This window comes from Halomonas sp. 113, from assembly GCF_904067645.1.
Lineage (GTDB): Bacteria > Pseudomonadota > Gammaproteobacteria > Pseudomonadales > Halomonadaceae > Vreelandella > Vreelandella titanicae.
The window spans coordinates 3,641,858-3,666,719 of sequence record NZ_LR881453.1 but is presented as its reverse complement, the minus strand read 5'-3'; the positions used below and the strand labels follow the sequence as shown (position 1 = coordinate 3,666,719).

Here is a 24,862-nt window from a genome sequence, read left to right as displayed (position 1 = left end):
GCAGACCCATGAAACTGTTGCTACTCGAAGATGATGATTTGTTAGCAGAAAGCTTGGCAGAGAGTCTCAAGGACAACGGTTACCTGGTTGATTTGGCCGCTTCATTGAAAGCGGCCAAGTCGCTGATGGCAACCGAGGATTATGAGCTGGCTATTTTAGATGTCGGTTTGCCCGATGGGTCGGGGTTAGATCTTCTCGCTCATTGGCGCAAGCAGAAGCGCAGTACGCCTATTTTGATTTTGACGGCGCGCGATACCTGGGAAGATAAAGTTATCGGACTTGAAACCGGAGCCGATGACTATCTCACCAAGCCTTTCCACGAAGCCGAACTTATGGCTCGCCTGAAGGCCTTGTTGCGTAGGCAGTCTGGTCAGTTATCTCATGTGATTACGCTTAACGGTGTCTCGTTGGATGAGGCGGGTCAACGCGTGTGCTTAGAAGGAGAAACGTGGCGTTCGCTAACAGCAACGGAGTTTCGATTACTGCGCTACTTAATGCTTCATCCAGACCGTATTCACTCGAAAGATCAGCTACTAGAGCAGCTCTACGCCTTGGATCAGGACGCTGCCGCACCTAACTTGGTGGAAGTCTACATCGCTCGTCTGCGCCGTTATCTCGGTAAATCAGTCATTCAAACGCGCCGTGGTCAGGGGTATTTCTTTGCTTCACATTGATAGACGCAGTTTACGCATTCGGCTACTCGCATGGTTAGGCGGCGTCGCGCTACTGGTGGTGGTCACCACGTGGCTATTGCACGGGATCTTTTTACAGAGCCTGGCAAGGGATTTTTTAGGTGAACGCTTACAACGTGAAGCAAACCACGCGGTCGCGCAGCTAGAGCAAGACCAAACGGCTGTACCGACTGCGCTCGACTCGGTTAGCCAAGGCTATCAAGTCTTTCATCATCTCTACGTACTCCGTTTCAATGGCTCGGTCAGCGCTTCTGACCCGCAATGGCAGCAACAGCTGGCTCCGTTGCTAGATGAGAGCGGCGATGCCCTAATAGATGTGAATCGCGGAACACAGCACATGCTCGTCTATCGCCGCCATTTTGAGTGGCAGGGCACGCAGGGTGTGCTATTGGTGGGCGAGGATTTTTCCCAAGTAGAATCAGGGCTTGCAACTTTACACTGGTGGGTCGGTGGGATCGCCGCCGTGCTTTTAGGGATGCTCATCATACTCAACATGCTAGCGGTTAACCGTGGACTCATACCACTCTGGCAACTGCGCCAACAACTTGAAGCATTGCGATCAGGCAAACGTGATCGCTTGTCATTAGTAGCCCCTTCGGAGCTAGATGAATTAGTCGACCAGTTGAACTGGTTCATGGACGACATTGATCTTCGTCTGAAGCGCTCGCGAGAATCGGTCGCCAACCTATCACACGCATTAAAAACACCGCTGGCAGCCGTTACTCAAGTACTGCGTGGCAACCGGCCTATTGATGACAACCGGCGCCATAAACTACTCAGCCGTATTGAAGACATTAACGCCCAGTTGGATGCGGAGCTGCGTCGTTCACGTATTGCAGGCCCTAATGTGGGACGAATGGCCAACGTTACTCGTGATAGCTTACGGCTGATTGAGATGTTCCGTAGCCTCTATCCTGAGCGTATGTTCGACCTGACTCACTCAGCACGTGAGGAAGAACAAGTTCCCATTGAATCTCACGATTTTTCAGAAATATTAGGCATCGTGCTTGATAACGCAGGAAAATGGTCGAGCAGGCGCGTTCTTTGCGATATTGCAGTCACTGTAACTGCACTTACGCTAACTATTGATGATGATGGTCAGGGCGTTGCAGAAGAGGAACTTTCACGCCTGGGAGAGCGTGGTACACGACTGGATGAGCGCCGTCCTGGCTACGGCTTAGGCCTTTCGATTCTTGCACAGTTAATCGTCCGCTACTCAGGTCACTCTCAGTTTGAACGAAGCCCACTGGGTGGTTTACGAGTGACGATTGCTTTGCCCTTGACGGCTGAAGTGGTCAATTAATCATCATTCAGCTTTGATTCAGCTTCTTCCATCAAGATGGTGCTATTCACCATTGATGGGAGTTACACATGGCACGCTCAAGTATCATTTCTCACCCTCTTTCTCGTCGGCAAGTGTTAAAAGGAGGCGCTGCCTTAGGCTTAGGTTCTGCTGCGGCAATGGGGTTAACTCCCGCCTGGGCAAACCCCTGGGGCCGTACCAACGTCTATGCTCAGGGCGTTGAAGAAGGGCCCGAGGTATCGCTGGCGATCCGCCGTGAATCGTTGCCTATTGACGGACAAGAAGCCCAACCAATTACCATTAACGGTACCAGTCCTGGCCCGCTGATTCGTTTGAAAGAAGGTCAAGACGCAGTACTGCGTGTCACCAACCTGCTGGACGAGCCCACCTCCATCCACTGGCATGGTCTCATTCTACCGCCGGAAATGGATGGTGTGCCTGGCGTTAGCTTTGCAGGTATCGCCCCTGGTGAAACCTTTACCTACCGTTTTCCCGTCCGTCAGAACGGTACCTACTGGTACCACAGTCATTCCGGTATGCAGGAGCAGCTTGGCCATGCAGGGCCATTAATTATCGACGCTGCCGAGCGTGAGCCTATCCGTTACGACCGTGAGCATGTGTTACTGCTCACCGACTGGACTTTTGAAGACCCGATGTCGGTGTTCCGTAATCTGAAAACCATGGAAGGCTATTACAACTTCCAAGAGCGCACGATTGCTGACTTCTTTGCCGATGTTCGTAACAACGGTTTTGCTCAGACCGCTGAAATGCGCGGTATGTGGGCTCAAATGCGCATGAGTTCGCGGGATATCGCCGATGTCACCGGTAGTACTTATACTTATCTTCTCAACGGCTATTCTCCTCAAGAAAACTGGAATGCCTTGTTCAAAGCTGGTGAGCGGATACGACTACGCGTGATTAACGGCTCAGCCATGTCTTTTTTCGATGTTCGTATACCTGGCCTGAAGATGACCGTGGTGGCCGCTGATGGACAACCGGTGCAACCCGTTCCTGTTGATGAGTTCCGTATTGGCGTGGCTGAAACCTACGATGTGCTGGTTTCACCTGAAGACGACCGGGCATACACCATCTTCGCCGAAGCCATGGATCGGAGCGGCTATGCACGCGCCACGCTAGCTCCACGTGAAGGCATGCAGGCGGAGATTCCTGAACGCCGTCAAATTGCAGACCGCGGTATGGAAGCCATGGGTGCCCACGGTATGGGCGGTATGGATCACTCCAACATGGCGGGGATGGATCACTCTGGCATGTCCAACATGTCGGGGATGGATCATTCCAGCATGGCTGGGATGGATCACTCCGGTATGTCCAACATGCAAGGCATGGATCACTCTACTATGGGGGGGATGGCAGCCGAGCAGGCCAAAATAGGCGCAAATGGTTTGCTTCTCGCCGGTGAAGCTCAGCCGGGCTCTCGCTATAACCAGGCGGGAATCGGCATTGATCCTGACGAACGACGCGTATTGGTTTACCGGGATCTCAAAGCGTTCACACCATGGCCTGATCGCCGTGAGCCAGGCCGTGAGCTTGAGCTGCACCTGACCGGCAATATGGAGCGTTATATGTGGTCGTTCGACGGTAAGAAGTTTAGCGAAGTGACCGGCCCTATTCATTTTGAGAAAGATGAGCGGCTGCGCCTAATTCTGATTAACGACACCATGATGGAGCATCCTATTCACCTCCACGGTATGTGGATGGAGCTAGAAAACGGCCAAGGGGAATTGATACCACGCAAACACACCCTAAATGTGAAGCCCGGTGAGCGCGTATCTGCGTTGATCACCGCAGATGCAGAGGGCAGTTGGGCGTTCCACTGCCACCTTCTCTATCACATGGATGCTGGCATGTTCCGCGTTGTTCAAGTTTCTTAAGGAGGCAGTATGAAAATTAAGCGCTACTTAACCCTCGCCAGCGCCGCCCTTGGCATGGCCGCCGCCACGACCGCTCAAGCCGAAGATGGCTATGCGGCACCAGACAGTTGGCCAGCGCCCACTGAGGAACATAATATGGGTATGGCACTGTTTGATCGGCTCGAATATAGCGTGCCTGATAAAGGCCCAGAAGCCGTGGTATGGGACTTTCAAGGCTGGTACGGCGGCGATATCAACCGCATTTACCTAAAGTCAGAAGGCGAAAATGTCCAGGGCGACGGCGAAGATGCTGAGTTTGAGTCTTTGGAACTACTCTATAGTCGTTTAGTGGCTGATTTTTGGGAGTTACAGGGGGGGATCGGTTATCAAGGCGGTGTTTTCTCCGATGATCACGCTGAACGCACCTATGGGGTTGTCGGCCTGCAAGGCGTAATGCCCTACGGCATTGAAACCGACGTGGCATTACAAGTGAGTGAAGATGGCGACGTGGCCGCCAGTTTTGAAGGCGAATACGATCTGCGCCTGACTCAGCGGCTCTACCTACAGCCGCGCACCGAAATTGCCGTGGCCGCCAGTGAAGTTGAAGAATTTGGCGTGGGCGAAGGCCTTAACTCGGTTCGTGCTGGCCTACGGCTAGGCTACGAAGTGACCCGACGCTTCGCCCCCTACATCGGTGCCTATTGGGAGAAAGAATACGGCGACACTGCAGATCTCTCCCGAGCCAGTGGCGACAACACTGAAGATACTGGAGTTGTTGCCGGTGTTAAACTAATGTTCTAACGACTCTGGCAGTGTGTAACTTTTAACGTCACCAAATGGTGGCGTTTTTTATTATTTTTATTTTTATATTCAGCTTCATTTCAAAAACCCCAGCTAATATAACCATGTAACCAACCACTGGAGTAGTTATCATGAAAGTTAAATCAATTCTCTTTGGAGCGCTTGTAGCTAGCATTCTTTCAACGCCTGCATTGGCTAACTATGGGACGATCATCCAAGATCTGCCACTACTTGAAAGAGGCGTCTCTTCTACACAATTGCTGGCCCAAGGCCAATCAAAGCGTTTCAATATTAACATTCAACAAGCGACTACGCTGAAGATAGCAAGTGAGCACTTCCCAGGCGCAACCAGCACTGGTAACCGTATCTCTGCTGTGCTTTACAATGCAGCTGGACAGCAGGTGGCAGAAGCATCCAGCCCCCGTGGCCATTTTGAAATGGTTCGCCAATTGCAGCCAGGTAATTATCAGCTTGAAGTAACAGGTAATGCATTGGGAGGTACTAAAGAAAAGGACAATAACCGCTATGAGTTACATGTTGACTATTAATATATAGTCAATGATTTAAAATATAGGGCCAGCCTTCATGCTGGCCCTTTTATTTAATCTGTAAGGCGAATATCAAATCTAAGAGCCTTTGATATACATTAAGGGCCTAAGTTGGACGAAAGTAACTAAGTGTCAGCTTGGTAAAGTGATTTTCGGCTAGCCATCGGCATCTCCTTCAACCTTATTACGTCCACTTTTCTTTGCCCGATAGCTGGCCGTATCGGCACGACTAAGAATGTCGTCGATTGTCTTGTCACCTTGATGGAAATGACTGACCCCTATACTAGCGGTCACTTGCCATTGGCGTCCTTGCGCCTCAATCGAGCTATCCGCGATGCTTGCACGCAGAGACTCGGCAATGGTGAGTGCACGTGCTGGAGTACAGCCCGGTAGCAATACGGCAAATTCATCTCCCCCTTGTCGAGCGGCATAATCGCTACTGCGAATTTCGCTCTGTACGATACGCGCAATCTGTTGAAGCATTTGGTCGCCTAGAGCGTGCCCCCCTTGATCGTTGACTGGCTTAAAGTGATCTAAATCGAAAAGCATGACCGCGGTTGGTTTTTCCGAGCCTTGCCACTGAATAAGCAACTCTTCGAGGTGCCTCGTCAGACCGCGACGATTGAGCAAACCGGTTAGAGAGTCATGCTCTGCTTCCCAGCGTTTTTGAGCATAGTCTTGTTGGTGCTGAGTGATATCGAGCACTGTGCCGACAGTCCCGATAAAATGCCCTTCAACACGTACAGCCGCGGTACTCACATCTAGCCAGAGCACGCCTTCATTGGCGCTTATAAAGCGAAATTGACGCGCAAAATTCGTTTGTTTTACAAGGCTGCGCAACCACGCTGTTCTGACATCTCGGCGGTCATCACGGTGAATCCGGCGGCTCCAGGCTTGCATGCTTCGAGGAGTATCATCGCCTAGAAGCTGAAGTAACGCATCGTTGATAAACGTCAATCGGCCACGCTGATCCGTTACAAACATGCCTTGTGGAGACGCAGACAACGTACCTCTCAATAAAGCTTCACGTTCGGCTAAGTCACGTAAGACCCCCTGGCGAGCAAGTTCCGTCACGTTAATCACATCAACGACACGGCGAAGTTCTTTCATCGTGGTCGGAATATCCAATACAGGGCGGAAACCACTTCGTAGCTCCAGTATCTGCCGAGCAAGATGCGTTAGAGGTCGCAACGCCATCCAAATCAATATCCAGATAAGAGGCAAAATAAAGATGAGTATGCCCCATACGTAGGTGGTAATTTTCTTCATACCCGCAATAAGAGGTGCTTCAGCTTGCACTTGTGGCAGATGCACACCGACAATCCAATTCGCAGGCCAAATTTGTCGATAGGCAACCAGTTGATCTTCTCCGGATAGTGAGCGCTCATGACTCTCACCTTCCCAGCCATCCAGCGCCTGTGCTAAGACAGGTGAAATGGTGCTAGGTAATGTCACGATGGCGTCTGTTTGGTAAGGGTCGTAGATGCGTTGACCAGACGCTGTCGTAATCGTCACATAGCCACCTGCACCTAATCGAAGTAGGTCAAAGTTTCTAAATAGCTGGCTTTGCTTGAGGTTAACTAACCCACCTAAGAAACCTGTGTAGTGTCCCTCATCGTCACGAAGAGGAACTAGCATGAGCACCAACGGCGTGTTAGTGATGCGACCCATGAGAGGTTCACTGACATAAGGCGTTTTAAAAGCGCTCATGAATCGAGCATATTCCCGGTCGGCGAAATTGTTGCCACGGCGTCCTCCGTCGATAGGCCATTCATCAACGACTTGGCTACTCGTATCAAAGAGTATTAGCGCTTCGAAGAGAGGTTCCAACTTGTGACCATGCTGTTCAAATAGAGCCCCTTCTCTAGGCAGCGGAACCCTCTCGGCCAAGCGTTCAAGTTCTCTGAGCCGCTCATTCACCTGAAGGGTGATCGAGTTACTGATGAGCTCTGTCTCATAACGCAGATGCTGGTGATTAGTCTCATTAACCAGGTACTTACCTGCCTGCCAACCGAACGTTAAGATGACAAGACAAAGCAAGCTCCACAGCACTACGGCACCAACGACCAAGCGCCCACGCAAAGTAGCAAAGGGAAACATGATCAAGCGTATGAACGAGTGTTGGGGGCGATGCTTGGAAGAAGCATTTTTATTAGATATCAATGTCATGAACTGTACCTGGTGGGCGAGGTATCAACGCTGTTGCGCCTCACCTACCTTTCGGAAAAAGTGTAGTCATCATAACAGTTGCAAAAGTGCTGAATGAAATATACGTAACAAAAGAGGAACGGAGCCGCTACGCGCTGGGCAGTGGCTCCGTCCGGCAACCAGCATACACAATTTGTCACTAGCCCAGCAGTTAAGCTGCTCTATGGCCTCGGGTGCTTAAAGACCAACCCCATCCATCCGTATCGCTACGAGCGTTTTATTGGCTCACTGGTTTATCATGATGAGCCCGCTACATGGAATGAAGCTTTACAAACAGTGAACGAATTGGCTCAACGTCTGCTGACGGAAGGTAGGGCTGAGCGCAGAAGCCTGCTTTTCCAATGGTGCGCTTATCAGGTTGTTCCCTGATTCACTGTCTAAGCCGCTTTATGCAGCCTGCTATGTAGTCACCCTCGTCTTGCTGCAGCGGTGGTAATTTGGTTGTCAATTGGTTGCCGCCTGGTTGTCATTTGGCTGCTAACAGGGTGAAAACCATGTGGGTAATGTAAACCATGGAAAACTTAACTCATTGAAAAACCTTTGTTTCCGCATTGCAGGCGCGATCCCAAAGTTTGTTTGGTTGCACTCATAATCCCTTGGTCGTAGGTTCAAGTCCTACTGGGCCCACCATTTCTATATTTACCTATTTCAAAAGCAGGGAGTAATTAGTCCCTGGAGCTGCTGTATATCTGATTCTAGTTACGCCCTGCGCACGTCTAAAACTTTCAAGTCCCCCAATATTACCCAACCCACCAGCGCCAACCCGCAGCGCAAAGCATACCCATGGCAATCGATACCAGCGGGCTTCTCAATACTACCGCCACCGTGCCAGCGGCAATGGCCGCGAGCCGAACGCCGCCGTCACCATGCACGATGATAGGCGTAATAACGGCAATCAGGACTGAGCTAGACATGGCATCGACGAATCGCCGCACGCGTGGACTTAGCGGCACACGCGACATGATTAGCAGCCCCAGCACTCTGGAGCCATAAGCAATTACCACCATTAGCATGATAGCTATCAACGGCTGCCACACGGGTGATGAGCTCATGAGGCGCTTTCCCTTAACCAGCGCCCGGGTAATAATACGGCCACCACGCCACCAGTAATGGCACCCACCATCACATGTAGGTAAGGCGGCAACCACCAGTACGCCATTAATGCACTCGCCGCTGCTGCCAGCCAGGGTAGGGCCATTGCCGCTCTTGGGTTTCCACCTACAACGATCATCAACAGAAAGCACAGCATGATCACATCAAGGCCGAAGCGTTCAGGTTCGGTAATGCCTCCACCGAAGGCTAGCCCTATCGCAGTGCCCCCGACCCAGGCGCCCCACAGCGCGATCCCGCCACCTAGAAGAATGCCCAGGTTTCGCTCACCGCGTTGATACTCTCCCAGCGCCATTGCCCAGTTGGAGTCGGTTAGCAGAATCACCATAGCGAATTGCTGGCGTTGAGGTAACGCCTTGAGCCAGGGATAGAGCGCCGCACTCATTAGCATATGCCGGGTATGAATCGCGAGTGTGACCGCTGCCAGAGCAAGCAGTGGCAGAGGCGAATGCCACATCTCTAGGGCAGCAAATTGCGATGGAGCCGCGAAGACAAACAGGCTCATTAGCATCGCTTCCCAGCCGGCCAACCCTTGGTGCACGGCGGCTACGCCAAACGCCAATCCAAACGCGATGGTAAAAACCGCCAAAGGCAGCATCATGCGGATCCCTCGCCAGGTGCCCGTGATATCCAGCCGAGTAGGATTTTCTTTTATTTTCATTGCTTAACCGTTCTAAGTGAAACAGGTCATATCAAAAACAAACAGACCTGCTTGTTTTTTTATTATTTGAAGTCTAGATTGAATTATGAACACGCGCCACAGCTGGTGACGTGCCAACAAGATGAAACAATACAACAGATAAAACAGCCGATTAAATCGGCCCGGGAAACTATATGAACTTCACTCGTAATACGCTGACACTCGCCGTTGGAGCGCTGGTCTTGCCTGTCGTTGCTTCTTCAGCCTATGCCGCAACATCCTTTATTGCCAATTCGTTCTACGACCAACAACACCCCCATTCCCGCTACGGTTACATAGAGTGGGCCGAAATGGTCAAGGAGCTCTCGAACGGTGAACTGCAACCCGAGGTTTATACCGGCACCGTACTGCTGGCACCACGGGCTAACCTGCAGGGTATCCAGGATAACGTGGTTCAGGTTGCTCACCATGCGGCTATCTACACGCCTTCTGAAATGCCGGTCGCGAATGCCGTGCAGGAGTTGGGGTTTAACTATGATGACCCGCTGATTGGCATACTGGCGGTGACAGACTTCAGCCTTAATAATCCCACTCAGCTAGCCGAGTGGGAGGAGCTGGATATTGTCTACCTGGGCGCCTATAACACGCCTTCCTATGTGCTGTTCTGCCGCGAACCAGTCCGCAATCTGGAAGAGCTACGCGGTAAGCGTATTCGAACGGCTGGCTCGACTGTTTCTGCCTGGGTCGAGCAAGCCGGGGGAACGCCCGTCAATGTGCCTTCCAGTGAGATGTATAGCGGCCTCGATCGTGGCTCGTTGGACTGCGCCTCTAATGCGGCTAACGACTTGATTGACCGGTCATTGTGGGAGGTTGCCGAGCACACCACGTTGCTGCCTACCGGCATGTATTGGTCTGGCCCTCAGTGGGGCTTCAATTCGGGCTTCTGGGCTAGCCTCAACGATGAGGAACGTGATGTCTTCAAAGAAGCGACTGCCAAGGCAATGACCCGCATGATTGTCCAGTATCTGGGCGCTTCTGAAGCCGCACTGGAAGAAGCCGCCTCCCACGGCAACAATATCTACGAGCCCGAAGATGATCTGATGGCTTCCGTGGAGGCTTTCCGCGATGAGGCCTTGGCCAATGTCTACGATAAGGCTCGTGATGAGTACGGCGTTGAAGACCCAGAGGCGCTGATTGATGATTTTATCGCGACCTACGAAAAGTGGGATGCCTTAATCAGCGAGGTTGATCGCGAAGACGAAGAGGCTCTGGCCGAACTGGCCATGGAAGAGATCTACAACAAGCTTCCTGCTGACTACGGAATCTATTAACGCTGCAACACTGAGGCCGCCGCATTGAGGCGGCCTAGGCCAAATAAGGGTTCGCTATGACGAAGCGACAGAATCAAGAAGAACGCTCACGCCAAACCCAGGCTCGGGTGACGCAAGCGACTATCGAGTGCATTCTCGAGAAGGGCATTCGTGCCACTTCAACTGTGGATGTCGCACGTCTGGCGGGCGTTTCCCGTGGCGCTTTAGTTCACCACTATCCTTCTAAGACATTATTGATGCAGGCGGCGCTTGAGGACTTGCTGAGTCGCGAAGTCGAAAGCGTAAGAGAGATGGCCGTGAAGGTTAAAGCAGGCGAGCTTAACTTTGACAACTTACTGAAAGCATTGCATGAGCACTTCAAGGGTGACCTTTATATGGTGACCCTCGAATACCTCACTAACGCGCGTACCGACCCCGACATAATGAAAGTGTTAGTGCCGCTGGCAGCCAATTTCAATGACTCTTTGGAGCAGATTTGGGAGCAACTGGTTGCCAGCGCCAAGCACACGTCACATCAGAATCGCGTCGCCCTGAATGCCACCTTGTGCATGATGCGGGGTATGGGGGCACAAAGCATCTGGCGAGATGACCCAGAACTCTACCGCGACATGCTGCTGTTCTGGAAAGAGACCCTGTTAGAACTGGGCTTTTCTGCCCCGGATGCGCAGAGGAGTGAGCCCGCATGATGGCCAAACACGTCGAATCACTGAGCCAGTGGGTCGCCAAAAGTGCCATGGTGCTGGCGGCCCTCTTTCTGGTGCTTATGGCACTGCATGTCTCACTCGATGTTGGGCTGCGCTACTTATTCGGAAAGTCATTTACCGGCACCCTGGAGTTTGTGTCTTTTTACTACATGGTCGCCGTCGTCTTTCTGCCCCTCGCCTATGTGGAGCTTCAGCGGGAACACATCAGCGTGGATGTGCTGGTGGGAAGGCTTCCGCCTATTGCCCAACTAACGCTTTATCTATTTGCCAGCACCCTTGGGCTCCTCTATTTCGGCATGCTCTGCTACCAGAGCTATCTAGATGCCGTACGCGCTACGGTTCGAATGGAAACGGCCATGGCTAATTTTACCTTCTATTTATGGCCCAGCCGCTGGGCGTTACCGGTTGGCTTTGCAGCTATGTGCCTGGCCATCCTCGCCAACATGATTAAGGCGCTGCAACAACGCCAAGCCCTGTAGGAGCTTCCTAATGAGTAATATCGAGATAGGCGTGGCAGGCATTGCCATCGCCTTGGCCCTGATCGCCCTGCGCGTACCAATCGGCGTTGCGCTGGGGTTGGTTTCGATCATTGGCATTGGTGAAATGACCAGCATGCGTGTGGCCTGGGGCATGATTTCGGCCACTCCGTTTGACTTTGCAGGTACCTGGGAACTGACTGCGGCACCTATGTTCCTGTTTATGGGCTATTTGTGTACCAGCACCAATATGACCCAAGGTCTGTTTCATGCCATGCGCCTTTATCTGGCGCGCTTGCCAGGCGGCCTGGCCGTTTCCAGTGTTATGGCCTCTGCTTTCTTTGCTGCGGCCTCCGGTTCTAGCGTCGCAACATCGGCGGCCATGTCGCGGATTGCCGTGCCCGAAATGCTCAAGCATAACTACGACAAGGGGTTGGCCACCGGTACCGTCGCCGCCTCTGGAACACTCGGCTCGCTGATTCCCCCAAGCGTGTTGCTGGTGCTCTATGGTGTTTATGCCCAGGTGTCAGTGGGTCAACTGTTTATGGCGGGATTCATTCCCGGTGTGCTTTCAGCACTACTTTATATCGCCATGATTATGGTGCGAACCAAGCTTAACCCCAGCTTGGCGGGCAACACCGATGTACGCTCTAGCTGGGACGAGAAGTGGGACGCCTTTAAGCATATCTGGCCGTTGCCGCTGCTGATCGGCTCAGTTCTTGGCGGGATTTTTCTGGGTGTTTTCTCACCTACCGAAGCGGGGGCGGTGGGTACCTCCATTGCCGCTCTGATTGCCTTGGCACGTCGCACGCTAACCTTTTCAGCCATTCGGGAAGCACTGATCCGCACGGCGGTGAGCACGGCAAGCATCTTTATTATTCTCATCGGGTCGCTGTTTTTCACCCGCTTTCTAGCCATGAGTGGCGTGCCCGCTGCTTTCTCCGAAATAATCCTCGGCGTCAGTACCGAGACCTGGTGGATCATTCTCGCGGTGGCAGTGATCTATCTTGTGCTGGGTATGTTTATCGACTCCATAGGCTTACTGCTCCTCACTCTGCCGTTAATTCTGCCCTTAGTGGAAGGCGCAGACCTCAACTTGATCTGGTTCGGCATCATCGTCGTAAAGCTGCTTGAAGTGGGGTTGGTCACTCCGCCTATCGGGCTCAATGTGTATGTCATCAAAGGTGCCTTGGGCAATAGCGTCACACTGTCTGAAGTCTTTAAGGGCGTCGCCTGGTTCATCGTTATGGATATTGTTGCCCTATTGCTAATCGTGCTGATTCCAGCGCTTTCGCTTTACCTTCCGCAAAAGATGTTTTAACGCCACTCTCACAAGAACTCTCACAAGAACACTCACAAGGAATACTCATGACAACGACACGCTTTATAAATGCCAACGTTATCGACACGCGCAACGGAAAAGTACTCGCCAACCAGCAGGTGCGTATTCAGGATGGCCGTATCGTCGATGTGAGCGATTCGCCGCTAGAGGGCAGTGATGATCACGTCATCGATATTCAAGGCCACTTCCTGATGCCCGGTCTGGTTGATTCGCATGTACACGTCACGGCAATTACACCCAATTTTGCTCTGCTTGAGACGCTTTCGCCTTTCTATGTCGGTGCCAAATCAAGCGAGCTGCTGGAAGCTATGTTGATGCGCGGATTCACGACCGTGCGCGATGCTGGCGGTGCAGATTACGGGCTCGCCAAGGCTGTCGATGAAGGCGCTCTGGTCGGCCCGCGCATCATGTACGCAGGGAATGCACTCTCTCAGACAGGTGGCCATGCCGATATGCGTGGCCCAGGTCAGCAAACCTTTGAAGGCTGCTTCTGCTGCGCGGGTCTAGGTCGTGTTTGTGACGGTGTTAGTGAAGTACGCCGGGCCGCCCGGGATGAGATCAGAAAGGGGGCCACCCAGATTAAGATTATGGCGTCTGGCGGCGTCTCTTCACCGACCGACCGTATCGACAGCACTCAGTTTTCGCTTGAGGAAATTGACGCCATTGTGGAAGAAGCCACTGCCGCCAATATTCACACCATGGCACATGCCTATACGGCGCGCGCTATCAACCGGCTTATCCCCAGAGGCGTCAAGACCATTGAGCATGGCAACCTTATGGACGAGGAGAGCTGTCGGCTATTCCTTGAGTACGACGCTTACCTAACGCCAACTCTCTGCACTTACGATGCCTTAGCGAAGGAGGGCGTTGAAGCGGGCATGGCCGAGCACCTACAACGCAAGGTTTATGATGTCTTGGATGCTGGTGGTAAGGCATTAGAAATGGCCCAACGTTTCGGCGTTAAGATGTTATACGGTTCCGATTTGCTGGGCCGGATGCAGCGCCACCAGCTTAATGAGTTTAATTTGCGTAAAGACGTTGTGCCCACCGATGAACTGATTCGGGCAGCGACTAGCCACGCTGCCGATGCCTATGGCCACACAGGTGATTTTGGCGAGATTATCCCAGGCGCAAGGGGAGACGTAATCGTGCTTAAAGACAATCCTTTGGACGATATTAATGTTCTTACTCAGCCCGATGAGCAGCTCATGCTAATTATGAAAGGGGGAGTAGCTTACAAAAATGTTCTGTAGTCAGGCTTAATGCTGCTTAATAAAACGCTGCGTAATGAAGAGGCCAGCCAATGGCCTCTTTACCTAGCCCGTTGGCGTTACAGAGGAAGGGGGCTTATTAAATGCTTGATCAAGCGTTACGCTTCCTTTCTTTATATCACCGGTAACATTTTGGCGTATAACGCGCAATCATCGTTATAGCACTCGCAGGAGTGCCTCGATTTAGATGCAACTGATCAGTTCCAGCGCGATCCTGAGTCATCAGCAGCCATCGCGATTTCCAGCCGCTTGCAGTATCGATGACGACAATCAGTGACATGAAGCTATCGATGGGAAAGTAGATGTGGGTAAACGCCTCTGTGGGCTGTAGCAGTACTTCGCCAAAGCCAAGCTCTAATGGTATCGCAGGCAGCCCTAAAGGCATTTCGCTCGACTTCCGGCAGCCCAACAAGCAGTTAATTGGCAGCGGGAACGAGCAGAGTACGTATGTTGGTATCGCCCTCAGTCAGCGTTGAAAATCCCCGCATTAGGCCATTGAAAGCAACTATTCAAAAGCGCTATCATGAATGCTAATAACAACGATTATCATGATTCTTATTTCTCTGCTTCCTCTTTGCTCCTAATTCCAACTGAGACTCTATCATGCCTCGTCTGCCGTTTGCCCGTCATCCTTTGGCGCGCTCAATTTCCGCACTGATCCCCGTCACTGCGGCGCTCTTTTGTGCATCTGCCTATGCTCAGGAAGAAACCACTTCCAACGATACTGTGGTGGTTACCGCCACGGCGCTGAAAGTCGATACCCCGCTAGTAGAGACGCCACGTCCGGTCTCAAGCGTTGACCGTGAAGAACTGGAAGCCCGTAACGTCCAACAGCTAGATGAAACGTTCCGCTATCGTGCGGGCGTGTTGTCGGGCCATTACGGTAGCGATAACAATACCGATTGGCTCAAGGTGCGCGGTTTTGATCAATCGACTTACCAAGATGGTCTGCGAATCTACCGCGAAGGGTTTTATCAGTGGCTACCCGAGCCTTATGGGTTGGAGCGTATCGAGGTATTTAAAGGGCCTTCATCGATTCTATACGGTGAGGCACCTCCTGGGGGCTTGATCAATGCGGTCAGTAAGCGTCCGACTGAGACTCCTCAAGGGGAGGTTAATTTACAGCTCGGCAACCGCAACCACCGCCAAGTCGGCATCGATACCAGCGGGCCGCTGGGAGAATCAGAGGATGTGCGCTATCGCTTGGTGGGATTATACAAAGAGCGCGACGGCGATTTAAACGCCACGGATAACGAACGCTACTATTTTGCGCCGAGCCTGGCGGTTGATCTTAGTGAAGATACTACCGTTACCTTTTTAGCCAGCGTGCAAAAAGATGATGGCGTTCCCGTTAATGGCTTTAAGCTGCCCTATGGCACTGTGGAAAACACCCCCTTTGGCCGCATAGACCCACAGACCAACTTGAGCGAACCTGGATACGATCAGGATAAACGCACTCAGTGGGGGCTTGGTTATGAGCTTCGCCACGCTATTAACGATACCTGGTCGTTTGAGCAAGACCTGCGCTACAGCGAACTGGACTTAGAGCTGCGCAGCACCTACGCACTTTCCATGGTAGATGATCGACGCGCATCCCGTGGATTGGTTTATCGCGATGGTTCCATTGATAGCTGGACGGTTGATAACCGCATGGTGGGTACTTGGTACGGTGATCGCACCGAGAATACGCTGCTGCTGGGTGTTGATTATCAAAACTTGAGCCTTAGTGGCCAGGAAGGGGATGACTATGCGTTCGGCGAGCCGATTGATATCTTTAACCCAACCTACGGCAACTTTACGCCGATTGCAGAAGAAGATCTGCTAACTCGGGAAATCGATAAAGAGCAGACCGGTCTGTATGCCCAAAACCAGCTGCGTATTGATGACCGCTGGGTGCTGCTGGGCGGCGTACGCTACGACCAAGCGGAAACTGATAACCGTAATCAAACCGCAGGAACCACTCAGCGCTCAGATGACGATCAAGTGTCTTGGTCAGGTGGCGCGATGTACCTGGGTGATAACGGCGTTAATCCTTACGTTAGCTACACCGAGTCATTTGATCCAGTGGGCCGAGTTGACGATGCGGGCGACCTGTATGATCCCCGTGAAGGTCGTCAGTGGGAAATAGGCGCTAAGTTGGCGCCGTTCGACTGGGATGGCTATGTAACGGCGGCGGTTTTTGATTTGGAAGAGACCAATACTCTAGTGACCTCTCCAGCAGGCTTCCAGGTACAAGAGGGTAAGCGTACCTCTCAAGGCTTTGAGCTGGAAGGTGTTGGTTATATTACCGATGCGTTAAAAGTCACCGCGGCTTACACCTACACCGACGCTCGCCTAGAAGGCGATGAGCGTGCGCCGTTAATCCCGCGCCACCAGGCTTCTACATGGTTGGATTACGCCTTCACCGGCGGCGCGTTAAATGGTGTGACGCTAGGTGGCGGTGTACGTTATGTGGGCAGCACCGTTGATACTAGCGTCGCCGACAACACAGCCGTGGATAGCTACACTCTGGTTGATGCCATGGTGGGCTATGAGTTTGCTGACGGCTGGCAGGCCCAGGTCAACGTCAACAACCTCACCGATAAAGAGTACGTGGCCAGCTGTGAATACTGGTGCTACTACGGTGAATCCCGCAGTGTGATTGGCAGCGTGAAATATAGTTGGTAAGGCCCAGTGCAAACCACAACGCCCGGTCATATAGGTCGGGCGTTTGCGCATCTGGGTTATGTCTTAGGGGCTTGAGGTATATCTAGGTACGGTATCGTGTGTTTCTAGCTATACTGAGGACGCTGACTGCTCTTCTTCTATGCAGAACAGCTAACTCAGGAGTCAGTTATGCCACGTTTAATCCGTCGATTTAACAGTGTTTTTCCGCTTGCGCTGCACGCGATACTAGTTGGTTGGGCTTCCTCCGCCGTCGCGCATACACATGACAGTGGCATGTTAAGCGCCGAGGAGTCAGACCCCAACCGTTTGGGTTGGATGCAGGGATTTCCGCCTGTTTCTGAACGGGTAATTGGCCAACCTGACTCCAATTACTTTAGCTTTCCTAAAATGCGCTGGACGGTGTGCCACTTCCGCGAATTGCTGCCCACTAAACAGGTAAGCCGTGGGTTGGGATCACCTTCGCCGCTTACCTACGCGCTGGATGACGCTATCAATGATGTGATGTTTACCCCGCTTGACGGCAGTGAACCCATGTCATGGCAGGCATCCTTGAACGAGAATTACACCGATGGCTTGCTGATTCTGCATCAGGGGCAAGTGGTGTATGAGTACTATGCAGGCTGTTTAGATGAGGCGGGCCAGCATGGGGCAATGTCGGTGACTAAGTCGATGACCGGCCTGTTGGGGGAAATACTGGTAGCGGAAGGAGCGTTGGATGAAGAGGCGCTCGTCGGCGATATATTGCCAGAGCTGGCCAATAGCGCTTTTGGCAATGCCACCGTGCAGCAGCTGTTAGAAATGACTACAGGCCTTGCCTATAGCGAAGATTACAGCGACCCCAGTGCGGAAATATGGGCGTACAACGCAGCGGCAAGCCCACTTCCTAAGCCAGAAGGCTACTCTGGGCCACGCACTTACTATGAGTATTTAGCCACCGTGCAGCCGGAAGGTGAGCATGGTCAGGTGTTTGGCTACAAAACAATCAATACCGATGCGCTCGGTTGGGTAATTGCGCGCACCACGGGCGAGTCGGTGACGTCGTTACTGTCGTCGCGAATTTGGCAACGTATAGGCGCCGAGCAGGATGGCTACTTTACCGTTGACTCCATCGGAACACCCTTTGCTGGTGGTGGCTTAAGTGCAGGCCTAAGAGATATGGCTAGAGTAGGGCAGTTGGTGCTGAATGAAGGCGTTATAAATGGCGAACGGCTCTTTCCCGCTGCCGCGGTAAAGCGCATTCGTCAAGGGGGCAACAGGCAAGCGTTTTCCGCTGCAGGCTACCGCACTTTACCCGGCGGCAGCTACCGTGGCATGTGGTGGTCACTACATAATGATCATGGTGCTTTCGCTGCCCGCGGCGTGCATGGGCAAACGATATATATCGACCCCACCGCGGAGATGGTAATAGTGCGCTTTGCCTCTCACCCGGTGGCAGGCAATGCTGCTAACGACCCCTCCTCGCTCCCAGCTTATCAAGCAGTGGCTGAGTATTTGTTGGAGAATGCACCGTAGGCTAGAGTTGCCAGTTTTTCTTTGTGGGGTAATTAAATGATGGTGACTATTACGGTGCATAATTTAGAGGGTGACCTCAAAGCGCAGCTCCGCATTCAGGCGGCGAGCCAGGGGCTCTCTATGGAAGAAGATATTCTTCGCAATACGCTAGTAAAGCCGCAAAAGGGTGGGTTGGGAAGTCGTATTCATCAGCGTTTTGCCACTGAGGGCGGGCTGGATTAGCGTTGCCAAAACGTGTCAACTAGCTATCGCCTCCTCCTGCGTAAGGTGGCTTATACTTTTATGATCCGCAGCGTTATTGCACAACTGTTTCCGTTTTCGCAATGGATTGGCTGCGTTTCCGCAGCACGCAAATCGGGCTGCCGCTTTCAGGGTCGTTGAGCACATGGGCATCAAGGTCAAAGACGCGCTTGAGATTGGTCGTGGTAAAGACCTCGCTAGGCGCGCCGCTGGTGACGATACGTCCATCGCACATCATTACTAAATGATCAGCGTAGGCGGCGGCCAGGTTTAGATCGTGGAGCACCAGTAGCAGGGTGCGGCCTTTTTCATGGGCCAGGCGTGAAAGTAGCTCCAGCAAATCCACCTGTACCTTTAGATCCAGAAAGGTCGTAGGTTCATCAAGCAGGATCAGGTCGGTTTGCTGGGCCAGCACCATGGCAATCCAGCAGCGCTGGCGCTGGCCGCCGGAAAGCGCATCGACATTGCGTTCGGCAAACTCTGTCACGTGGGTATAAGCCATGGCTTCACGAATAGCAGCGGCGTCTTGCTGAGCATTTTTTTGCCACAACCCCTGATGTGGAAAACGGCCCATCCCCACTAACTGCTTTACGCTCAGCCCCTCAGGCGCTACCGGGCCTTGGGGCAGAATCCCCAGGCGCTTGGCGACCTCCCGCGTCTTGCTGCGATGAATATCCTTGCCATCTAAATACACATGCCCGCCACTCGGTGTGAGCGTGCGGGCAAGCGTTTTCAGCAGCGTCGACTTGCCACTGCCGTTGGGGCCCAACAGCACCGTGAGCTTGCCTTCCGCAATGGCGATATCCACACCATCCAACACGCGTCGAGTGTCGTAGCCTGCGTGCAGGCCTTCGCCTGTCAAACGAGGAAGCTGGTGAGAAGGGTGTGTCATGGCAGAGCTCATTGAGGTTGTTAACGCAGGCAGAACCGTAAGCCAAAATATTCTCATTTTCAATATCTGCCACGGGTAAGTAAATCATTACTTGCCGCATAACTGTGGCCTTCACGGAGGAAAGGAGAAATGAATGAGTGGGCTAGTCGTGTCGTAATAGTGAACGAGGCGTTCCAGTTGAGTAGATCTTTGAGTATCATACGCATAAATTAATTATTATCATTTAGATGTAGATTTGTTTTTAGAGCAAGGGTTCACTCAAAAGCAAGGGGATAAAAAATAGATGTATATTAAGAAACACTGGGTATTTTGGCCTACGGTAACGCTCGCCGGTTTGGTGGCTGCCAGCCACGCTTATGGGCAGGTGTCTGAATCTGTAGAGGCTCAAAGCGACGCCGATGACGCCGACTCTACTATGGTGGTAACCGCCACCCGCAGCCACAGCGAAGCAGGTCAAACGCCACAGCGGGTAACGATCATCAGCCGCGAACAGATCGAGCAGCAGCTAGCGATTACCGATGACCCGGGCCAGGTGCTCAGCAATCTGATTCCCTCTTACTCACCCAGTCGCCAAAAGCTCTCCAATGCGGGCGAAACATTCCGCGGCCGCGACGCGCTTTTTCTGATTGATGGTGTGCCGCAGTCCAACCCGTTGCGGGACAGCTCCCGGGATAGCTATACCATTGACCTTTCCATGGTGGAGCGTATTGAAGTCATACACGGGGCCAGCGCCGAGCATGGTTTAGGCGCTACGGGGGGCTTGATCAACCTGGTGACCCGGCGTGCCGAAGGCGGGGGCATTAGCCAACACGCGGGCATTAGCCTGACCATGGATGATGATCTCCAGTCGGATGGGCTAGGCAACAAGCTGGACTACCGCATTAGCGGCCAGCAAGGCGACTGGGATTTCGTTGCCGCAGCGACGCGTCAGGAGCGCGGGGTTTTTTACGATGGCAACGATGAGGTGGTCGGTATTGCCTACCCAGGCGAGCTGCAAAACTCGGAAAGCTACGATCTTTTCGGCAAGCTCGGCTACTGGATCGACGACAACCAGAATGTTGAGTTCTCGCTGAATCACTTCGATTTGGAAGAGGGCAACGACTACGTACCGGTAACAGGAGACCGCTCTGCAGGTGTTCCCACCACGGCACGCAAAGGCCGTCGTGACGGCGAGCCTGGATTTAATGAAGTGACCTCCGCTCGGCTTTCCTACTCCCACGCTGATTGGTTTGGCAACGAGCTGGACGCCCAAGTATATCGTCAGCGCTTCCGTGCACGCTTTGCCACTACGCCATTTTTCCCTTATCTGGATAGTGCAGGGGATACCCAGTATGACCAAACGCGGAATGAATCTGACAAAATGGGCGCCAAATTCACCTTGAACCGTGATGGTATGCTGGATGACCGTTTGGGTGTGACGGTTGGTTTGGACGTATTGAAAGACGAAACAAGCCAGATGCTGGTGCATACCGGGCGCACCTACGTGCCGGAAAGCCGCTATCGTAATTTGGCGCCTTTCCTGCAGGGCCAGTTTAAGCTCGCGGATCCTCTCACGCTGCATGCCGGGGTGCGTCACGAGCATGCCGAGCTTGAGGTGGATACCTTCCAAACGATTGATCGCAGCAATGTCACCCAAGACAACGTCACCGTGGACGGTGGCAAGCCCAGTTTCGATGAAACGCTGTATAACGTCGGCTTAACCTATCAAGCCACCGACTGGGCCCAGCTGTACGCCAACTATTCGGAAGGCTTTGGCATGCCCGATGTGGGCCGGGTGCTACGCGGCATTGGCACGGCGGGCCAGGATGTGGACACCTTGCTGCAGCTTCAGCCGATTGTTACCGATAACCGGGAAATCGGCGCGCGTTTTGACTGGGATGGCTACGGGCTAGAGATTAGCTACTATGAGTCCAATTCGGATTACGGCCAGCGGCTTACCGAGCAGAATGGCACCTGGGTAGGCAGCCGTGAGAAGACCGAAATCCAGGGCGTTGAGATTACCGGCGACATGCAGGTGGCGGACAAGCACGATCTATCGCTCTCCTATGCCCACACCGAAGGTAAGTCGGATCAGGATGGCGACGGTAGCGTAGATACCAAACTCACCGGTATCAATATCGCCCCGGATACGCTCAAGCTGGGCTGGAGCGCTACCTGGAACGAGCGTGTCTCCACGCGTCTACAGGGTAGCTACTACTTCGATCGCAGCGTCGATAACCCTGAGCTGGATTTTGACGGGTACGGCCTAGTGGATGCTTCATTAGCCTATCGCCTGCCCACCGGCAGGGTGTCAGTGGGTATCGAAAACCTCACCGATGAGGATTACCTCACTTACTACTCTCAAGCCGCACGCATCAGCGACGAGTACTACTTCACTGGGCGTGGCCGCACCTTCACGCTGGGGTACCAGCTGGATTTCTAATCAGCCGTTTTCTATGCTCGTTACTGTTTGGCGGCACCCGAGGTGCCGCTTTTTTTCGTGTGCGTCAGGCATGGCGCGCAGCGCCTTGACTGGCGCTGTTCCTGAGAGGTGCCTCAGGATGACTCGGGGGTGAAAGCCTCCCCCGACACGCCCGGCAAGGGGAAGTGCTAGCCGACGACAAGGGTGTCCTAGAGGGGAAGTCCGAAGGCAGCTCGAGATTCAATGCTGGCTCAGGGGGGGCACCTAGTCGAACAGGAAGTGTATGGCGGGGTGAGGTGGCACGAACCACCAAAGCCCAATACTTGCACGTAACGTCATGACGTGAATCCGACAGGCATAAGCGGACAAATTCGTCGGGAGCGAATTTGAGCGTCAGCCCCCGCTCATGGTGGGGCGGTGACCCAGATAGCGTGGAGTGAGCTTACCGTCAGGTTGATGGCCAGCAAAGATACGTCAGGTGCCGATGGCATGACGGTGCACCAGTTGGCCGACCACCTGAAATAGTACTGGTCAACGCTGCGCCAGCGGATACGGGCCGGTGAGTATCAACTCAGCCCGATCCTGATCGTTGAGATCCCCAATCCCAAAGGTGGGGCTGATGGGGCGGACATCCGCAGCTCGACATCTACGGTCACTGATCGGCTGATTCTGCAGGCGCTGTCACAAGTGCTTATGCAACTCTTCGCCCCGGCCTTCTCCGAGTTGAGTTACGGCTATTGCCCTAAGCGTAGCGTTAAGCAAAGCAGGGCGTATCGGTCATGAAGACCCATGTCACCATAGGAGGGCGGCTGTCCGAAGTTGAGACACCAGGTGTAAATTCTTTCTTGAATTTGGAAATGATTTAATCCAAAATAAGGTTCCTGCATACAGATTGGACAGGTGCTTGGCTCAACCTATAAAGAGGTCTATTCATGCAAGACAAGAAGAAAAGCCGCGTGCTTGCCTTGCTTTTCAAGGCGATACTGATGTTCTCCGTCAGTTCCGCACAGGGTGGGGAAGACTACGAGCCCTTCAATTTTCCGGAACTTTCAAAGGATGCGAATGAACCAGAGGTGCTTGGACCTGCCGGTGAAACCTTCGACTTTATTCAGACTGGAAAAACAACGTGTGGCAGTTATCTGTTTGCCAAGCTGATTGTGCCTGCCCACGTCGGGCCACCACCTCATGTTCATCACTGGACGGACGAATGGTTCTATGCGCCCAACGGTGGTTTCGTAATTTACATGGGGCAGAACCGCTACCCTGACCTGCAACGTGCACCTGGAGCAGGCGCACCGAAAGACACGCTGCATATCGTGGAGATGCGATCCAAGGAACTCTTTTATGGCGAGCGCTACATCGTGCATGGTTTCAGCAACATAACCGATGAGCCGCAGGAACTATACTTGGTGTGGACGCCCGATACCCCGGATGTATCCATCCTTCCCTATTTTCTGAACGCTGGCACCATCCGCGATCCGAACAAGCCTGATCAGAAGCCGGACTTCATGTCCAGTATCCGGCTTGTCTCAATGGCCCCGAATTACGGTATCAACCAGAGTGCTAGCTTCTGGCAGTACGTCGAGAAAGTTATCGAGATTGACCAAAATCACGACATGCCGGATAACCGGGAGAAATTACTCGAACTGCTCGCCAGCAATAATGATTGCCGGGCTGATGACGGGACAGAAAAATGAAGCGGATTGCTGTCATCGGTTGTGGCCTAGGAGGGGCAGCTACGACTTTGATGTTACAAAAGACGGGGTTCCAAGTAACCGCCTATGAGCAGGCGTCGACCTTCACGAGGCTGGGAGCTGGCATCCATCTTACCCCCAATGTCATAAAGGCGTTAGCCTGGCCAGATATCGTTTCGCGCCTCGTAGCGATAGCCTGTAAACCGTCAGCTTTCCTCAGCCGAGACGCTTTTACTGGAGAGGTAATTGCTGAGCTCCCCCTTGGGCAGATGGTCGCTGAGCAATTCGGTGCCCCGTACCTGACCGTTCACCGAGGGGACTTCCATGCCCTGATGGTTGATGCCCTGCAACCAGGAACCTTGCAGTTCAACAAATGCCTCCGATCAGTCTCCGAGGACTGTCACGGCGTGCGACTGAGCTTTGAAGATGGCAGCGAGGCTGTCGCAGATATCGTTATTGGAGCTGATGGGCTTTCTTCAGTGGTGCGAGGTATAGTTTGTGAAAATTCCCCGCCTCACTTCTCCGGGCAGGTCGCGTTTCGGGCCCTGGTCGATATTGATCAGCTTGGCAAGCACCGAAGCTACCTGAATGACCTAACGAAATGGTGGAGCGATGACAGGTTCATAATCGCTTACTACATGAGCGCACTCCGAGACCAATATTATTTTGTCGCGGGATATCCGCAGGAAACGTGGCCTGTTGGTGTGCGCTCCCTCCCTGCGCAGCATGAAGAAATGATGGAACGCTTTGCCGACTTTCATCCCGTCGCCCGTCACGTGCTGGCCGCTTCGCAAGAAGTCCGGAAGTGGCCGCTGTATGAACGACCGGCCGAGACGGCATGGAGCAAGGGCCGCGTTGTCCTGCTAGGAGACGCATGCCATCCAATGCGACCTCATATGGCCCAAGGGGCCGCGATGGCAATCGAGGATGGAGCCGTTCTCGTGAGGTGCTTGATGGCCGCAGGTTTGGAAAATTGGTCTGTCGCCTACGAGCTATACCAGCAGGCCCGGAATGAGCGAGTAAAAAAGGTTCAGGGCATCTCCAGCGAAAACAGCTGGATGAGAACCACTCCCGATCCGGCTTGGCTGTTTGCATCGGATGCCTGGAACGATCCTTTGATTGGGAAACGCCTCCTAAGTAATCTCTCAATAGGATGAAA

General features: G+C 53.0%; 21 protein-coding genes. 16 read left to right on the top strand and 5 right to left on the bottom strand.

All coding sequences use genetic code 11. The annotated features are described in order from the left end of the window. The first annotated feature begins 8 nt into the window (after positions 1–8). The 5 genes from YERSI8AC_RS17320 to YERSI8AC_RS17300 all read left to right on the top strand — a co-directional run bounded on the left by YERSI8AC_RS17320 (position 9) and on the right by YERSI8AC_RS17300 (position 5,215). Complete coding sequence (locus YERSI8AC_RS17320; RefSeq protein WP_009288249.1) at positions 9–674, top strand: response regulator transcription factor; 666 nt, start codon at positions 9–11, stop codon at positions 672–674. Continuing rightward, entirely contained in the window at positions 661–1,995 is a 1,335-nt protein-coding gene (locus YERSI8AC_RS17315; RefSeq protein WP_236557337.1) for a sensor histidine kinase, read from the top strand. The genes YERSI8AC_RS17320 and YERSI8AC_RS17315 overlap by 14 nt, the downstream gene beginning before the upstream one ends. A 68-nt stretch (positions 1,996–2,063) precedes the next feature. Beyond that, positions 2,064–3,887 (top strand): copper resistance system multicopper oxidase, encoded by a 1,824-nt coding sequence (locus YERSI8AC_RS17310; RefSeq protein ID WP_026001905.1) that lies wholly within the window; start codon positions 2,064–2,066, stop codon positions 3,885–3,887. A 9-nt stretch (positions 3,888–3,896) separates the two neighbouring features. Continuing rightward, on the top strand, positions 3,897–4,667 hold the full coding sequence (locus YERSI8AC_RS17305; RefSeq protein WP_050713463.1) for a copper resistance protein B: 771 nt from the start codon (positions 3,897–3,899) through the stop codon (positions 4,665–4,667). 131 nt (positions 4,668–4,798) lie between these two features. Then, a complete protein-coding gene (locus YERSI8AC_RS17300) occupies positions 4,799–5,215 on the top strand; it encodes a hypothetical protein (RefSeq protein ID WP_159177208.1) in 417 nt (138 codons plus the stop codon). Positions 5,216–5,371: 156 nt separating this feature from the next. Here YERSI8AC_RS17300 and YERSI8AC_RS17295 read toward each other — a convergent pair whose 3' ends face one another. From YERSI8AC_RS17295 to YERSI8AC_RS17285, 3 genes are all read right to left on the bottom strand, one after another. Continuing rightward, on the bottom strand, positions 5,372–7,384 hold the full coding sequence (locus YERSI8AC_RS17295; RefSeq protein WP_159177206.1) for a sensor domain-containing diguanylate cyclase: 2,013 nt from the start codon (positions 7,382–7,384) through the stop codon (positions 5,372–5,374). 779 nt (positions 7,385–8,163) lie between these two features. Beyond that, positions 8,164–8,475 (bottom strand): AzlD family protein, encoded by a 312-nt coding sequence (locus YERSI8AC_RS17290; RefSeq protein WP_022522410.1) that lies wholly within the window; start codon positions 8,473–8,475, stop codon positions 8,164–8,166. Beyond that, positions 8,472–9,194: an AzlC family ABC transporter permease gene (locus YERSI8AC_RS17285; RefSeq protein WP_053857004.1), complete on the bottom strand. Its 723-nt coding sequence runs from the start codon at positions 9,192–9,194 to the stop codon at positions 8,472–8,474. Before YERSI8AC_RS17285 ends, YERSI8AC_RS17290 begins: the two co-directional genes overlap by 4 nt. 173 nt (positions 9,195–9,367) lie before the next feature. Here YERSI8AC_RS17285 and YERSI8AC_RS17280 point away from each other — a divergent pair, with 173 nt between their 5' ends. Genes YERSI8AC_RS17280 through YERSI8AC_RS17260 form a run of 5 tightly spaced genes read left to right on the top strand, consistent with a single transcriptional unit; the run spans position 9,368 to position 14,279 of the window. Further along, positions 9,368–10,504, top strand: a complete 1,137-nt coding sequence (locus YERSI8AC_RS17280) for a C4-dicarboxylate TRAP transporter substrate-binding protein (protein WP_022522412.1) — start codon at positions 9,368–9,370, stop codon at positions 10,502–10,504. A 56-nt stretch (positions 10,505–10,560) separates the two neighbouring features. Next, positions 10,561–11,190 carry a TetR/AcrR family transcriptional regulator gene (locus YERSI8AC_RS17275; protein ID WP_022522413.1) on the top strand — a complete coding sequence of 210 codons (630 nt, stop codon included), beginning with the start codon at positions 10,561–10,563 and terminating at the stop codon, positions 11,188–11,190. Beyond that, positions 11,187–11,687, top strand: coding sequence for a TRAP transporter small permease (locus tag YERSI8AC_RS17270; RefSeq protein ID WP_022522414.1), 501 nt, complete (start codon positions 11,187–11,189; stop codon positions 11,685–11,687). Before YERSI8AC_RS17275 ends, YERSI8AC_RS17270 begins: the two co-directional genes overlap by 4 nt. Positions 11,688–11,697: 10 nt before the next feature. Next, entirely contained in the window at positions 11,698–13,005 is a 1,308-nt protein-coding gene (locus YERSI8AC_RS17265; RefSeq protein WP_022522415.1) for a TRAP transporter large permease, read from the top strand. 47 nt (positions 13,006–13,052) lie between these two features. Then, positions 13,053–14,279, top strand: coding sequence for a metal-dependent hydrolase family protein (locus YERSI8AC_RS17260; protein WP_022522416.1), 1,227 nt, complete (start codon positions 13,053–13,055; stop codon positions 14,277–14,279). Between the two features lie 136 nt (positions 14,280–14,415). Here YERSI8AC_RS17260 and YERSI8AC_RS17255 read toward each other — a convergent pair whose 3' ends face one another. Further along, positions 14,416–14,682, bottom strand: coding sequence for a hypothetical protein (locus YERSI8AC_RS17255; RefSeq protein WP_236557335.1), 267 nt, complete (start codon positions 14,680–14,682; stop codon positions 14,416–14,418). 218 nt (positions 14,683–14,900) lie between these two features. On the opposite strand from YERSI8AC_RS17255, the gene YERSI8AC_RS17250 reads away from it, so the two are divergent. The 3 genes from YERSI8AC_RS17250 to YERSI8AC_RS17240 all read left to right on the top strand — a co-directional run bounded on the left by YERSI8AC_RS17250 (position 14,901) and on the right by YERSI8AC_RS17240 (position 18,698). Then, positions 14,901–16,964 carry a TonB-dependent siderophore receptor gene (locus YERSI8AC_RS17250; protein ID WP_159177204.1) on the top strand — a complete coding sequence of 688 codons (2,064 nt, stop codon included), beginning with the start codon at positions 14,901–14,903 and terminating at the stop codon, positions 16,962–16,964. A gap of 168 nt (positions 16,965–17,132) precedes the next feature. Beyond that, positions 17,133–18,476, top strand: coding sequence for a serine hydrolase domain-containing protein (locus tag YERSI8AC_RS17245; protein ID WP_159177202.1), 1,344 nt, complete (start codon positions 17,133–17,135; stop codon positions 18,474–18,476). Positions 18,477–18,512: 36 nt separating this feature from the next. Beyond that, on the top strand, positions 18,513–18,698 hold the full coding sequence (locus YERSI8AC_RS17240; RefSeq protein ID WP_236557334.1) for a FitA-like ribbon-helix-helix domain-containing protein: 186 nt from the start codon (positions 18,513–18,515) through the stop codon (positions 18,696–18,698). 73 nt (positions 18,699–18,771) lie between these two features. Here YERSI8AC_RS17240 and YERSI8AC_RS17235 read toward each other — a convergent pair whose 3' ends face one another. After that, positions 18,772–19,608, bottom strand: coding sequence for an ABC transporter ATP-binding protein (locus tag YERSI8AC_RS17235; RefSeq protein WP_159177200.1), 837 nt, complete (start codon positions 19,606–19,608; stop codon positions 18,772–18,774). A 283-nt stretch (positions 19,609–19,891) separates the two neighbouring features. Between YERSI8AC_RS17235 and YERSI8AC_RS17230 the strand changes: the two genes are divergently transcribed. From YERSI8AC_RS17230 to YERSI8AC_RS17220, 3 genes are all read left to right on the top strand, one after another. After that, entirely contained in the window at positions 19,892–22,030 is a 2,139-nt protein-coding gene (locus YERSI8AC_RS17230; RefSeq protein ID WP_159177198.1) for a TonB-dependent receptor, read from the top strand. 911 nt (positions 22,031–22,941) lie between these two features. Continuing rightward, a complete protein-coding gene (locus YERSI8AC_RS17225; RefSeq protein ID WP_201304238.1) occupies positions 22,942–23,706 on the top strand; it encodes a cupin domain-containing protein in 765 nt (254 codons plus the stop codon). Beyond that, the gene (locus YERSI8AC_RS17220) at positions 23,703–24,860 is read left to right on the top strand and encodes an FAD-dependent monooxygenase (protein WP_159177196.1); all 1,158 of its coding nucleotides are present in this window, start codon (positions 23,703–23,705) and stop codon (positions 24,858–24,860) included. The genes YERSI8AC_RS17225 and YERSI8AC_RS17220 overlap by 4 nt, the downstream gene beginning before the upstream one ends. Positions 24,861–24,862: the final 2 nt, after the last annotated feature.